Annotated in this window: 11 protein-coding genes; 3 read left to right on the top strand and 8 right to left on the bottom strand. The window is 66.4% G+C overall.

The window, feature by feature from the left end; all coding sequences use genetic code 11:
• Nucleotides 1-28 precede the first annotated feature (28 nt).
• Both istB and istA read right to left on the bottom strand, forming a co-directional pair.
• The gene (gene istB / locus ABRP34_RS00695) at nucleotides 29-814 is read right to left on the bottom strand and encodes an IS21-like element helper ATPase IstB (protein WP_353711875.1); all 786 of its coding nucleotides are present in this window, start codon (nucleotides 812-814) and stop codon (nucleotides 29-31) included.
• Nucleotides 811-2,331, bottom strand: a complete 1,521-nt coding sequence (gene istA / locus ABRP34_RS00690; RefSeq protein ID WP_353711874.1) for an IS21 family transposase — start codon at nucleotides 2,329-2,331, stop codon at nucleotides 811-813. The genes istB and istA overlap by 4 nt, the downstream gene beginning before the upstream one ends.
• Before the next feature lie 1,051 nt (nucleotides 2,332-3,382).
• Here istA and ABRP34_RS00685 point away from each other — a divergent pair.
• A complete protein-coding gene (locus ABRP34_RS00685) occupies nucleotides 3,383-4,402 on the top strand; it encodes an IS30 family transposase (protein WP_353713280.1) in 1,020 nt (339 codons plus the stop codon).
• Between the two features lie 313 nt (nucleotides 4,403-4,715).
• Here the strand turns inward: ABRP34_RS00685 and ABRP34_RS00680 are convergent, their stop codons facing one another.
• From ABRP34_RS00680 to glnA, 5 genes are all read right to left on the bottom strand, one after another.
• Nucleotides 4,716-5,267, bottom strand: coding sequence for a hypothetical protein (locus tag ABRP34_RS00680; protein ID WP_353711873.1), 552 nt, complete (start codon nucleotides 5,265-5,267; stop codon nucleotides 4,716-4,718).
• Between the two features lie 232 nt (nucleotides 5,268-5,499).
• A complete protein-coding gene (locus ABRP34_RS00675) occupies nucleotides 5,500-6,015 on the bottom strand; it encodes a GNAT family N-acetyltransferase (RefSeq protein WP_353711872.1) in 516 nt (171 codons plus the stop codon).
• A 6-nt stretch (nucleotides 6,016-6,021) separates the two neighbouring features.
• The gene (locus ABRP34_RS00670) at nucleotides 6,022-6,447 is read right to left on the bottom strand and encodes a VOC family protein (RefSeq protein WP_353711871.1); all 426 of its coding nucleotides are present in this window, start codon (nucleotides 6,445-6,447) and stop codon (nucleotides 6,022-6,024) included.
• Nucleotides 6,448-6,468: 21 nt separating this feature from the next.
• A complete protein-coding gene (locus ABRP34_RS00665; RefSeq protein WP_003801713.1) occupies nucleotides 6,469-9,480 on the bottom strand; it encodes a bifunctional [glutamine synthetase] adenylyltransferase/[glutamine synthetase]-adenylyl-L-tyrosine phosphorylase in 3,012 nt (1,003 codons plus the stop codon).
• A 9-nt stretch (nucleotides 9,481-9,489) separates the two neighbouring features.
• The gene (gene glnA / locus ABRP34_RS00660; protein WP_003801714.1) at nucleotides 9,490-10,830 is read right to left on the bottom strand and encodes a type I glutamate--ammonia ligase; all 1,341 of its coding nucleotides are present in this window, start codon (nucleotides 10,828-10,830) and stop codon (nucleotides 9,490-9,492) included.
• 243 nt (nucleotides 10,831-11,073) lie between these two features.
• Between glnA and panB the strand changes: the two genes are divergently transcribed.
• Nucleotides 11,074-11,979, top strand: coding sequence for a 3-methyl-2-oxobutanoate hydroxymethyltransferase (gene panB, locus ABRP34_RS00655; RefSeq protein ID WP_003801716.1), 906 nt, complete (start codon nucleotides 11,074-11,076; stop codon nucleotides 11,977-11,979).
• 63 nt (nucleotides 11,980-12,042) lie between these two features.
• Here the strand turns inward: panB and ABRP34_RS00650 are convergent, their stop codons facing one another.
• Nucleotides 12,043-12,207, bottom strand: coding sequence for an SPOR domain-containing protein (locus ABRP34_RS00650; RefSeq protein ID WP_003801719.1), 165 nt, complete (start codon nucleotides 12,205-12,207; stop codon nucleotides 12,043-12,045).
• A 124-nt stretch (nucleotides 12,208-12,331) separates the two neighbouring features.
• Between ABRP34_RS00650 and map the strand changes: the two genes are divergently transcribed.
• The gene (map, locus tag ABRP34_RS00645; RefSeq protein WP_003801721.1) at nucleotides 12,332-13,210 is read left to right on the top strand and encodes a type I methionyl aminopeptidase; all 879 of its coding nucleotides are present in this window, start codon (nucleotides 12,332-12,334) and stop codon (nucleotides 13,208-13,210) included.
• Nucleotides 13,211-13,213 lie beyond the last annotated feature (3 nt).

Raw genomic sequence — 13,213 nt, 5'->3', positions numbered from 1 at the left:
GGTGGGGTGCTGGCCACCGGTTTAGGGTTTAGTTCAGTGGCATGACGCCCTTTCCGGCCAGAGCCTGGGTGAGGCGGATGGAGTCGCCGGTTGTTTGGCAGACGTGGGCGTGGTGCAGGAGCCGGTCGACGGTCGCGGTGGCGAGGGTCTTGGGCATGAGCTCGTCGAAGCCGGCGGGGTGGAGATTCGAGGAGACCGCGACGGCGCGTTTTTCGTAGGCTGCGTCGACGACCCGGTAGAGGCCTTCGGCGGCGTCGGTGGCCACGGCGAGGAGCCCGATGTCATCGACGATGACCAAATCTGCGCGGAGGATCCTGGCCACGGCGCGGGTGACGGTGTCGTCGGCCCGGTGCGAGCGGATGAGGGCGCCGAGGTCCTCGAGGGTGAACCAGGCGACGCGCATCCCTTCTTCGACTGCCTGCTGCCCGAGGGCTTCGAGGAAGAACGTCTTCCCAGTCCCTGAGGGTCCGCAGACGACGAGGTTTTCTTTCCGGTGGATCCATTCCAGGGTGCGCAGGGCCTGCTGGGTCGGTGCCGGGATCGATGAGGCGGCTTCGTCCCAGAGGGCGAAGGTCTTGCCGGTGGGGAACCCTGCGGCCTTGCGCCGGGTGGCGAGCATCGACCGAGCCCGGCCCTTGGTTTCTTCGGCGAGCAGGGCTTTGATGACCTCTGCCGGTTCCCATCGTTGAGCACGGGCGGTAGCCAGGACGTCCGGGGCGATGGCGCGGGCGTGGGGCATTTTTAGTTGCCGCATGAGTGCCTCGAGGTCGGTGGGCAGGGCCGGTGCGGTGGTGTTCGCGGTTGTGATGCTCATCGGGTGCCCTCCCGGGTGCCGGTGGTGCCGAGGCCTGCCCACCCGGCGGTGCCCTGGGTGAGGGACTTGTCCTCCGCGGCGGTGCGCAGCCCGGTGCGGGTCCCGCCCGCGTTCAGCAAGGACGCGAGGTCTCCGTGCGCGAAGCGGTGGTGGATCGCGGCGACGCCGAGGGCCTTGTCGACCTCGCCGGTCCCGGCGATTTTGGCCAGCGCGACGGCCTCGGCCATCTTCACGTTAATCCGTTGCGCTCCGGCCGCGGCGGCTTCGAGCAGCCAGGTCCTCGCTCCGGCGCCGATGCCCAGGAACTCGGCCTCCGCCTTGGAGCGGGGCACGGGTTTATAGTCGCCGGGCACCTTTTCCTGGTGGTCCGGGAAGTGGGCGTCCAGGATTGCCGGGGAACCCGGCCGGGCAAGGGCGTGGCGGGCGACCTCGACCGGCCCGCCGGCGCCGACGTGCACGATCACGACCTGCGCGTCCGGCCCGGTCCCGTGGAACCGGGCGAACACCTCGGCCCCGAGCAGATGGGCAGGCACGGAGTACTGGGCGTTCTCGAACGAAACCATGGGCATGTTCTCCGGGACCCGGCGCCCGACCCCATAGGCGAGGGTGTGGGCTGTGTCCGGGACGCGGTGCAAGGACGCGGCCTCCTCGGCGAGCATGTCCACGGGGCGGCGGCGGGTGGTCCGGTGCTCGCGCGCGTTGACCTGATCCATGAACACGGTGCAGGCCGCCTCGAGCTCGGCGAACGAGGCGTATTCGTTTAGCAGGTTGGTGTCTTTGGGCACCAGGTCTGCCTTGGCGATCTTCACGGACGATTCGACCCCGCCCTTGGAGGCCGGGTCCGCCGGCTGGCAGGTGAGCACCTCGATCGAGTAGTGCTTCGCGAACGCCAGGGTCTGCTGGTTCCTGACCGGCACGCCGGCAACATGCAAGGTGGTGACGGTCTTCTCGTTATCGGTCAGCACATACGTCGGCGCGCCGCCGAGCAGCCGGAACGACCGCTCCAGGGCGGTGAAAACACTCGCCGCCGTCCGGTCCCGCAGCGGGATCACGATGCGGAACCTGGACCAGGCCAGCCAAGCGACGAACAGCACGGTCTTGACTCCATCGATGACCGGCCCGTCGCCGAAATCGTACTGAAGCCAGGCGCCCGGTTCGGTGATCCAGGGACGGTGGACCCGCTTGTTTCCGCGCCGGTAGGCCTCTTTGACCTGGGAGACGGCGCGGCGGGTGGAGCGGTCCGAACCCCGGTAGCCCATCGCGGCGAGCTTGGCATGAACGACATCAGCGCGGATCCGGCCCTTGGACTTTTCGACCCATTCCTCGATCTTCGGCAGCCACGCATCAGTGACTCTGGGCCGGTCGGACACGGCCCCCGGTGCACGGCCGGCATCACGAGCCTGCACGAGCCGGTCGACGGTGTGGTGGGAACAACCTGACAGCTCCGCTGCACCACGCAGCGACTTCGTCAGATCATAGGCAGCAAGAATCTTCACGGTTTCTAGGGCATCCTTCATTCAGGGCCTCTTCCTGTCAGCGGATTCGATTCGACACCGAAATCCAAACGGGAAGAGGCCCCCGCCGTCTTACGACACGGCGGGATCAGCGAACAATGCGGGCAAACCAATCGGCCACAGCTGGGCAGAACTCATGGCCATACGTGGGCAGTCCCGGTGTCCATCAGGCGAGTTCTAGCGATCGTTGCAACACCTCCGACAATCCGGAGTTGCAACACCAATGGAAGCATCATCAAGAAATAGTTCGTCCTTAAAGAAAAAGTCTCGTTCAACAGAGCGATCCGCGCCTTTGGCTATTGCGCCGGTGAAGCGCCATCAGCAGTCCCATGCCCGGGCTCAACGACAGGATTTTCTTTCCGCCCTGGCGCGTCTGGGAACCGTCGTCGAGGCGGCCAAGGAACTCAGACTGAACAGGAGCACGTGCCAGAAGTGGGCCAACGCTGCCGGGATTAGGCGCAAGCGCCAGTACACCCAGGCCGAGAAGGAGCAGTTCTATGCCCTCCTTGATCGGACCGGCAGCATTGTGGCCACGGCCAAGGAGTTGGGGCTGAATATCGGCACCGCGCACACCTGGGCCGGCCGAATCAATCCGGCGGCCAGGAAGCCAGGGACCACCCGGTCAGTAAAGACCGGTCCGCCGCAGCGCTACTCACCGGCGATGGTTGAGGAGTTCCTCAGCGTGCTCCGCGAAATCGGCAGCGTGAGTGCAGCAGCGGCGCAGTTGGGTCTAAACCGCTCCACCTGCTCGAACTGGGCCATTAGTGCCGGCATGGCCTCTACTTGCCTGCGACGGCCATCAGAGAAACAGACCCAGTATCTGCGCTTGCGTCAAGAAGGAGCCAGCCGGAGAGACGCCGCTCTCGCCGTTGGGGCCAGCAAACAGAGCTCCTACGTGTGGGATCGACAACAGGCCGCAAGGGACACGGCCGCTGCCGAAGTCCCTAGCCTGGATCTGCCGTATAAACAGGAAGTGACAATTAGTCTTGCAGAACCCTCAGCCCCGGTAGCGGCACCTGAACGGCCGGCAGAGGTAGAACCAGTACCCGCCCCGGTGGCGCTGGAAGCCCTGGAACAGCCCGTCAGCGCCCGCTACCTGTCCCTGCAGGAGCGGGAGAGGATCGCGGACCTGCGCTCCAACGGGACGTCAATGCAGGCGATCGGCAGAGAACTGGGCCGGTCCGTGGGAACCATCAGCCGGGAAATCAAACGCAACAGCCACCCGATACTCGGTTACCTGCCCTATGGCGCCCACCGGGCCGCCACCGCTGCCCGGGCCCGGCCCAAGGCCAGTAAGCTGGCAGAACCCGGAGAACTGCACGACTACGTCAAGAACAAGCTCCTCACACGATGGTCACCGCAACAGATTTCGAAGCTTCTGATCAAGGAATTCCCCGATGACGAGCAGATGCGCGTGAGCCCCGAAACGATCTACCAGGCCCTCTACTTCCAAGCCCGCGGCGGACTCAAACGCGAGGTCAAAGAGGCCCTGCGCACCGGCCGAACACGCCGCAAACAGCACAGGAATCCAGAGGAACGCACCAGTCGTTTCCGGGACCCGATGATCAACATTTCCGAACGACCCGCGGAGATCGAAGACCGCGCCGTCCCGGGCCACTGGGAGGGGGACCTGATAACCGGAGCCTACAACCAGTCGGCAATCGCAACGCTGGTCGAACGCACCACCCGCTACGTGATGCTGGTGCATCTGCCGGTGGACCACACCGCCGAATCGGTCCGTGACGGACTGATCAAAACCATGGCGACCCTACCGGCGCACCTGCGCGGATCTCTCACCTGGGACCAGGGCGCTGAAATGGCCAAGCACCAGGCCTTCAGCATCGCCACCGACATGGACGTCTACTTCTGTGACCCCGCCAGCCCTTGGCAACGAGGATCCAACGAGAACACCAATGGGCTGCTGCGCCAATACTTCCCCAAAGGCACCGACCTGAACGCCTACAGCCCCGAGGACCTCGAACACGTCGCCCAGGAACTCAACGGACGGCCACGCAAAACACTGGGCTGGGACACCCCAGCCCAGCGTCTTCGTGATTTACTGATAGCCAGCTAAGCACGGGTGTTGCAACGACCCCTGGAACTCAAGTCAGCGGGCAATTCCGTGGCCATCTACGGGCAGTTTTTCATGGCCGCCAACAGCCCACCGGGTTATTGGTGGGACCGGGCACGGAGGATCACGAAAGAAAGGCCCAAGACGCCTACCAACGATCCGGTCATAATCGCAATGCCTGAGATGTATTCAGTGATAGTCATGGCCGCGCACCTTCCCTTTAGTGGTGCACTGAAACTACTCGCCCAAATGAGGCCTTGGCGGAGGATCGCCGGGGACAATTCTCACGATTAGGACACGGTCCGAAAGACCCCGTTCATGAGCCCCGGCAGGGTTCCTCTGCGTAGCGCACCCAGAGGGAGTCTGCACCGGTGCCGCCAAACGCTTCCTGGTCTCCCCGCAAAGCCCGGCACAGGATGAGGGAGTCCGCGAAACTCCGCCGCATGTAGGCCTCCCAGTCGGAACGTTCGGAGGTGAACGCCTGCGTTCCCATCTGGTATTTGAGGTGGGCGAAGTGATCCAGGATGCGGTGGGCCGTCGCTTCAGCCCGGGCAGCCAGCTGCTGTGCCCCCAGCTTCGCCGCAGGATCCCGGATCGCCGATGCGTCGGGCAGTTCCTGTCGGTGCCAGAAGTACGGCTGCAGGTCGACGTTGTCCACGAAGATCCTGTCGATCTCCTGCTGCTGGGCATACAGGGAGGAAGCGGTGCTGCTTTCCAACGTGCTCCTGATCCCGGCGTACTGGTAGGCCGCCCCGATGAGCGTGGCGGCAACACCCGCCCCGATGAGCAGAAGCTCGGCCCTCCTGAGCCTCCTGGCGCGGCCGCCCTTCGCGTGTGCGCGGGCGTGCTCCGCGTCCTGGCGTGCCAAGGCCTGCCGGCTTTCGCGGTACGGAGGCTGGCGGTACGGAGGCTCCGGCGCCGAAAGCTGGCTCCAGGCGTGCTGAGACCGGGAGCCAGCCTGTTCCGGCGAGTGCCTCCGAGACGAAGACCTTTTCAAGCCTTCCCCCCAACAAGGTTTGAAGTGCACTGCCAAGACACAGCGTAGGCACGCCCCCGTGTCGGCGCAACGGTCCGGCGGTATTTCCGTACGGGATGATCGGTCAGAAGGGTGCGTACATGGTCCGCTGCGGACCGGTCTCGCTGCCCAGGTAGATGCCCCTGTCCGCAAAACCGGCCTTCAGGTAGGCTCCGTGCCCGGCGGGATTGCTCTGGTTGACTGAAAGCACGACGCCGGTCTGGCCGCCTCCCAGCCTTGCCGTCAGTTTGGCGGCCGCCGCCACTGCCGCGGAGGCAGCCGCCTGGCCCAGCCCCTGTCCCTGACGCCGTCTGTCGATCAGGAACCCACGGAGCAGCCAGGCGGAGTCGTCGTCGGGCCAGCCGGCCAGCCGGGCTGCCCCCGACTGCAGCGTCAGCACCCCGGCAGCCCTGCCGCCCGCCTCGACGACATAGGGCCTGCGGGACCCGTCCTCGAGCCCGGCCAGCATCATGCGCAGCGGGTCGCCCACAAACTCCTGCTGGCCCGGTGCGAGTTCCAGTTCCGCCACCGCACCCAGCTGGATGGCGCGGGCATCGGCATCCAGGTCGCGCAACGGAATGAGCCATACGTCCGGACTCATGATCCGTCAGGAAGCAGGTGCCGTCCCGTCGGCGGGCGGACCCGCCGGATCCATCCACATGACCTCCCACAGGTGCCCGTCCGGATCCTGGAAGCTGTGGCTGTACATGAAGCCGTAGTCCTGCACCGGCTGCGATTCGGTTCCCCCGGCGGCCAGGGCCTTGCCCACCATCTGGTCCACGGCCTCCCGGCTATCCACAGAGAAGGCCAAGATGGCCTCGGTGGCCGAGGTTGCGTCCACGATCTCCTTGGCGGTGAACGTCTTGAAGAATTTCTCCACCAGGAGCATTACGAAGGCGTCATCGTTGATCACCATGCAGGTGGCGTTCTCATCCGTGTAGTCCTGGTTGAACGTAAAGCCCAGCGCCGTGAAAAACTGCACGGATCGATCGAGGTCCCTGACGGGCAGGTTCATGAAGATTTGGGTAGCCATGCGCCCAAACCTAGCACCGGTTCAGTGGCCGTAGAAGACTTTCTCGAACACGGCGCGGGCCCGTCGGCTCACCCTCAGATAGTCCTCCTCGAACGCTGTGGCCATCCCTTCCTCGTAGCCGCACCATCTGGCCACGGCCTCCAGGTCGCGCCGGGACGAGGGCAGCAGGTCCGAGGCGCGGCCCGTCCAGATCACGTTCGCGGAACGGATCCGGCTGGCGAGCCGCCAGGCGTCGGCCAGCAGGCGGGCGTCGTCGTCTTCCAGCAGCCCCAGCGAGGCCGCCGCGTGAAGGGCCTTCAGGGTTGACGTGGTGCGCAGTTCCGGGTGGCTTCCGGCGTGCTGGAGCTGCAGCAGCTGTACCAGCCATTCCACGTCGCTGAGGCCGCCGCGTCCCAGCTTGAGGTGCCGGGCAGGATCGGCGCCGCGGGGCAGCCGCTCGGACTCCACCCGCGCCTTGATGCGGCGGACCTCCCGGACGTCCGCGTCGGAGACGGCGTCCGGGTAGCGGATGGGATCGATCAGCTTCACGAAGTCCGCCGCAAGGCCGTCATCACCCGCGATCGGCCGGGCACGGAGCAGTGCCTGCGCCTCCCAGATGAGCGACCAGCGGCGGTAGTACTCGCCGTAGGACTCCAGCGACCGCACCATCGCCCCGTTCTTGCCTTCCGGGCGAAGGTCAGCGTCCACGGCAAGAACCCGCTCGGCCATGATCGCCGGTTTGAGCGGCTGTGTCAGAAGGGTGGACAGATGGCCCACGATCTTCGCGGCCTGCTGCTGGGCTTCATCGTCCGAGGCACCGGGCAGCGCACGGTGCACGTACAGGACGTCGGCGTCGGACCCGTAGCCGATCTCCAGCCCGCCCTGCCGGCCCATGGCCACCACCAGCACCGAGGTCTTCAACGGGCCGGCGGCGGAGACAATGTTTTCCGCTACCCGCAGGGCGCCAAGGATGGCGGCACGGTCCGTCTCGGCCAGCGCCTCCCCCACCTGGTCCTGGCGGAGCAGGCCGGCGCTGTCCGCGATGGCAATCCGAAGGATTTCACGGCGCCGGATGAGCCGGATGAGGCGCATGGCGCTTTCCGGGTCCGCGTGCCGGGACATCTTGGAGGTGATCTCCTGCCACTGCGTCTCAAAGCTCAGCGGCGCCAGTTCCTTGTCCGTCCCCAGCCAGGACACCGATTCCGGCGACACCTCGAGGAGGTCGGCGATGAGGCGGGAGTTGGACAGCATGTGGCACAGCCGCTCGGCCGCCGCAGCGGAATCGCGCAGCATGCCGAGGTACCAGTGCGTGGTGCCCAGGGCCTCGCTGATCCTGCGGAAGGCGAGCAGCCCGGCGTCGGGGTCCACGCCCTCAGCCAGCCAGCCCAGGAGGATGGGCAGCAGCTGCCGCTGCAGGGCAGCACGCCGGCTGACCCCCGCTGTCAGCGCCTCGATGTGGCGAAGTGCGCCCTGCGGATCCCGGTAGCCGAGTGCCGCGAGCCGGCCCTGCGCGGCTTCCGGAGTCAGTCGCGCGTCCTCGCTGCTCAGCTTGGCGGCCGTATTCAGGAGCGGACGGTAGAAGATCCGGTCGTGGAGTTCACGGACGGAACGTTTGGTCCGCTGCCATGCGGCAAGGAGCGCGTCGGGGTGCGGCCGGTCGGTGGAGAAGGGGCCCAGCACTGCCTTGGCCAGGGTGCGGAGGGGCTCCTCCTTGACCGGCATGAGGTGGGTGCGGCGCAGCTGGAAAAGCTGGATGCGGTGCTCGAGCAGCCGCAGGTACCGGTAGGCGTGGTCGAACGCGGCCGCGTCTGCCCGGCCGATGTAGCCGCCGGTGGACAGTGCGGCTATGGCCGACGTCGTGTCGCGCCGGCGGAGGGATTCGTCCGATTTACCGTGCACGAGCTGGAGGAGCTGGACAGTGAATTCGACGTCCCGCAGCCCGCCCCGGCCCAGCTTGATCTGCCGCTGTTCCTCGGCCGGCGGGATATGTTCTGTCACCCTGCGCCGCATGGCCTGCACGGACTCAACGAATCCGTCGCGGCTCGCCGAGGTCCACACGAGCGGCGAGACGGCCTCCTCGTAGCGCGCGCCCAGCTCGGCGTCGCCCGCAATGGTGCGCGCCTTCAAGAGCGCCTGGAACTCCCAGCTTTCCGCCCACCGGGCGTAGTAGCTCTGGTGCGAAGCCAGCGTCCGGACCAGCGGGCCGGACTTTCCCTCCGGACGGAGGTTGGCGTCAACCTCCCACAGGCCGGGCTCGCGCGCCGGGGAGGAAATGGCACGCGAGATGCCGGACGCCAGCGCGGTGCCGATGGTGTTGGCCCGGGCGTCGTCCAGCTCGCCTGCCTCCACCACGTAGATGACGTCGACGTCGGAGATGTAGTTCAGTTCCCGGGCTCCGCACTTGCCCATCCCGATCACTGACAGTGCGACGTCGGCGACCTCCCCGGCGTCGAACTTTCCCGCCGCTTCGGCGCGGGAGACCGCAAGGGCGGCCTCGATGGCCGCGCCGGCCAGGTCTGCGAGTTCGGCGCCGACGGCGGGCATAAAGTCCAGCGGGTCAGCGGCGCAGAGGTCCTTGACGGCGAGGTCCACCACGCCCCGGCGGTAGGCGGTGCGGAGCGCCTCATAGGCCTCGGGACCGGAGATGCCCGCCACCGGTCGGGCTGCGGTGGGGTCGGCCCGCACCGACCTGAGCAGCTGTGCACGCAGCTCGGCCGGGTCGGCCTGGAGCGGTTCCGGGCTGGCGGTCACGCTGAAGGCGTCGAGGTGCTCCGGATGCCGGATCAGGAATTCACCCAGTGCCTCGCTGGCGCCAAGGACCCGGTAGAGCGGTTCGCTCACCTCGGTGTCCGCCGCGGCCAGCTTCCGCAGGTCCGGGTGCTTCTCAATCAGCCTGACCAGGGACTGCAGCGCGGCATCAGGGTTCGCGGCCAGCTGCAGGCCGGCGAACAGGATGTCCTGGTCAATGCCCTCCAGCTCGGGGGCAGCGAGGAACCGTTCGCCCTTCTCGAGGTCGCTGAAGCCGGCGGTAATGAGCCGGCGGGCCAAGCTCACCGCAGCCGCCTAAAGGATGGCGAGGTTGCGCTGCAGCTCATAAGGGGTCACCTGCAGGCGGTAGTCCTGCCACTCCGCCCGCTTGTTGCGCAGGAAGTGCTCGAAGACCTGCTCGCCCAGGATCTGCGGCATCAGTTCCGAGTCCTCCATGGCCCGGATGGCGTCGTGCAGGCTGGCGGGAAGGGGGTCGTGGCCCATCGCCCGGCGCTCCGCGGAGCTCAGCGACCAGATGTCGTCCTCCGCCGCTGCGGGCAGCTCGTAGCCCTCCTCGATGCCCTTCAGCCCGGCGCCCAGGAGCACGGCGTAGGCAAGGTAGGGGTTGGCGGCTGAGTCGATTCCGCGGTATTCGATCCGGGCCGACTGTCCCTTGCCCGGCTTGTACAGCGGGACACGGACAAGGGCGGAGCGGTTGTTGTGCCCCCAGCTCAGGTAGCTGGGCGCCTCTCCCCCGCCCCAGAGGCGCTTGTAGGAGTTGACAAACTGGTTGGTGACCGCGGTGAATTCGGGGGCGTGCTTGAGAATACCGGCGATGAACTGGCGCGCCGTCTTGGAGAGCTGGAACTCGGCCCCTGCCTCGAAGAAGGCGTTGGTGTCACCTTCGAAGAGCGAGAAGTGCGTGTGCATGCCCGACCCCGGGTGGGCCGTGAAGGGCTTGGGCATGAAGGTGGCGTACGTGCCCTGCTGCAGCGCCACCTCCTTGATGACCGTCCGGAAGGTCATGATGTTGTCCGCAGTCTGCAGGGCGTCCGCGTAGCGCAGGTCGATTTCGTTCTGGCCCGGGCCGGCTTCGTGGTGGCTGAACTCCACGGAGATACCCACGGATTCCAGCATGGTCACGGCGGTGCGGCGGAAGTCCTGTGCCACGCCGCCGGGGACGTGGTCAAAGTAGCCGCCCTCGTCCACCGGAATGGGTGAACCGTCAGGGCCGGGCTCCTGCGACTTGAGCAGGTAGAACTCGATCTCGGGGTGCGTGTAGCACGTGAACCCCATGTCGGCGGCCTTGGCCAGGGTGCGCTTGAGGACGTTTCGCGGATCCGCTGCCGAGGGCTCGCCGTCGGGAGTCAGGATGTCGCAGAACATGCGGGACGTCTGCTCGGTCTCGCCGCGCCACGGAAGGATCTGGAAGGTGGACGGGTCCGGCTGGGCCAGCATGTCTGACTCGAAGACACGAGCAAGGCCTTCGATGGCCGAGCCGTCGAAGCCGAGGCCCTCTTCGAAGGCGCCTTCGACCTCCGCGGGTGCCAGCGCCACCGATTTGAGCGAGCCCACGACGTCGGTGAACCACAGGCGCACAAAACGTACGTCGCGCTCTTCGATCGTGCGCAGGACAAACTCTTGCTGGCGGTCCATGAAGGCCTCTTCTCCGGTCTACGTTCATGCCCCGGTCCGTCGACGACGGAGCAGCGGCAGCTCACGGATCACTTTACTAAGCATTTACGCGTGCTGCTGGCGCGGCTGCGCCGCGTAACACAGCGTTAACACTCAAACGGAGGCCGGGCAGGCCCGCCCGGGCAAACCCGCTATGACGCGAATCACCCGGCATCCCCTGGCGGCCGGTGGCTAGCACGGCGCGTCCCGGACTACGCTCTTGCCATGGCCTCAAGCAGCAGTCCCGATCCACGCACGTCCGCTGAAGTACCTGCACCCTATGGGAACGGCCCCACGGCAGCAGCAGCGCCGCCGTCGGAACCCGCCCGGAAGCCGCTCCCCCGGATCCGCACCCACCACCTGCAGCAGGCCAAGACCAGCGGCGAACACTTCGCCATGCTTACGGCGTATGACCAGTACACGGCAGAGATCTTCGACGAGGCAGGCATCGAAGTCCTCCTGGTGGGCGACTCCGCATCCAACAACGTCTTTGGCAACGAAACCAGCCTGCCCGTCACCGTCGATGAGCTGCTGCCGCTGTGCCGGGCGGTCACCCGCTCCGCGAAGCGCGCCCTGGTGGTGGCGGACCTCCCCTTCGGCAGCTACGAGGTTTCACCCCAGCAGGCAGTGGCCACCGGCGTGCGCTTCCTCAAGGAAGGCCTGGCGCACGCAGTGAAGCTCGAGGGCGGCAAGTTCTACGCCGAAACCGTGAGGGCGATGGTCCAGGCCGGCATTCCGGTCATGGGCCACATCGGCTTCACACCCCAGAGTGAGCATTCCCTGGGCGGCTACCGCGTGCAGGGCCGGGGCGACGACGCCGCGCGGCTTGTCGACGACGCCGCGGCGCTGGCCGAGGCTGGCGCGTTCTGCGTGCTCATGGAAATGGTTCCCGCGGAGACGGCAAAAGCCGTGGACGCTGCCATTTCGGTGCCCACCATCGGCATCGGCGCAGGCAATGCCACCACGGGGCAGGTTCTGGTCTGGCAGGACATGGCCGGGCTCCGCGGCGGCAGGATGGCCAAATTCGTCAAGCAGTACGCGGACCTCCGGACCGCCCTCAGCGACGCCGCCAAGGCCTACGGCGACGACGTCCGGTCCGGACAGTTTCCCGGACCGGAGCATTCGTTCTAAACCCGTTCGTTCTAAACCGGCGCTTGCCTTCCGGAAGCGCTGCCTGGCATTGGGAGCGGAGGGTCAGTCGTCGTCGCCCTTTTCCCAGGTTTCGTTGCGCGCCTTGACCTTCTCGAGTGCGTGCTCCGCCTCTTCCCGGGTCTTGTAGGGACCGATCAGCTGGGTCCAGTCCGACATCGCGTCTTCCTCCACCATGTGGGTCTTGACGTTGTACCAGTACTCGGGCATCGGTCTTCCTCGCTTTCCGGCTAACGGCACACAGCCGCCGTGATCCGCGTAACGTAACCCCCAACGGTAGCCGCCGGGCGCATTAATTTACATGGCGTTCTGTGCTGCCTTATATGATCAATCTATGCCTTCCTTAGCCTCGACCGCACCCACCGGCACGCTTACCCCGGGGACCATCAGCCCGCAGCGGCAGGTTCCCGCGTCGATTCCGCGGCCGGAGTATGTCGGCAAGCCAGGTCCGGCCAAATTCACCGGGTCAGAGGTCAAATCACCGGAAACCATCGAGAAGATCCGTGTGGCCAGCAAGATCGCCGCGCAGGCCATCGTGGAGGTGGGCAAGCACGTCCGGCCGGGCATCACCACCGACGAGTTGGACCGCATCGGCCACGAGTTCCTGTTGGACCACGACGCCTACCCGTCCACGCTGGGGTACCGCGGCTTTCCCAAGTCCCTGTGCTCGTCGCTGAATGAGGTCATCTGCCACGGCATCCCGGACAGCACGGTGGTGCAGGACGGCGACATCCTCAACATTGACATCACCGCCTTCATCGGCGGGGTCCACGGCGACACCAATTACACCTTCCTGGTGGGCGACGTTGACGAGGAGTCGCGGCTGCTGGTCGAGCGGACCCAGGAGTCCCTCAACCGCGCCATCAAGGCCGTGGCCCCCGGACGCCAAATCAACGTGATCGGCCGCGCCATCGAGTCCTACGCCAGGCGCTTCGGCTACGGCGTGGTCCGCGACTTCACCGGACACGGTGTGGGCGAGGCCTTCCACACCGGGCTGATCATCCCGCATTACGATGCCGCGCCGGCGTACAACACCGTGATTGAGCCTGGCATGGTGTTCACCATCGAGCCCATGCTGACCCTCGGCGCCATCGAGTGGGACATGTGGGCCGACGACTGGACTGTGGTCACCAGGGACCGCAAGCGCACCGCGCAGTTCGAACACACGCTCCTCGTCACTGAATCCGGTGCCGAGATCCTGACCCTTCCCTGACGC

Source organism: Arthrobacter sp. K5, assembly GCF_040448525.1.
Classification (GTDB): Bacteria; Actinomycetota; Actinomycetes; order Actinomycetales; family Micrococcaceae; genus Arthrobacter; species Arthrobacter globiformis.
Note: the sequence above shows the minus strand (reverse complement) of the source record. Positions and strands in the feature narration are given on the sequence as shown.

What these genes read in the sequence shown, in the direction of transcription:
- glnA (WP_003801714.1), bottom strand. Translation starts at nt 10,830, where the DNA reads ATGGACCGCCAGCAAGAGTTTGTCCTGCGCACGATCGAAGAGCGCGAC.
- ABRP34_RS00670 (WP_353711871.1), bottom strand. Translation starts at nt 6,447, where the DNA reads ATGGCTACCCAAATCTTCATGAACCTGCCCGTCAGGGACCTCGATCGA.
- istA (WP_353711874.1), bottom strand. Translation starts at nt 2,331, where the DNA reads ATGAAGGATGCCCTAGAAACCGTGAAGATTCTTGCTGCCTATGATCTG.
- ABRP34_RS00675 (WP_353711872.1), bottom strand. Translation starts at nt 6,015, where the DNA reads ATGAGTCCGGACGTATGGCTCATTCCGTTGCGCGACCTGGATGCCGAT.
- ABRP34_RS00650 (WP_003801719.1), bottom strand. Translation starts at nt 12,207, where the DNA reads ATGCCCGAGTACTGGTACAACGTCAAGACCCACATGGTGGAGGAAGAC.
- panB (WP_003801716.1), top strand. Translation starts at nt 11,074, where the DNA reads ATGGCCTCAAGCAGCAGTCCCGATCCACGCACGTCCGCTGAAGTACCT.
- istB (WP_353711875.1), bottom strand. Translation starts at nt 814, where the DNA reads ATGAGCATCACAACCGCGAACACCACCGCACCGGCCCTGCCCACCGAC.
- map (WP_003801721.1), top strand. Translation starts at nt 12,332, where the DNA reads ATGCCTTCCTTAGCCTCGACCGCACCCACCGGCACGCTTACCCCGGGG.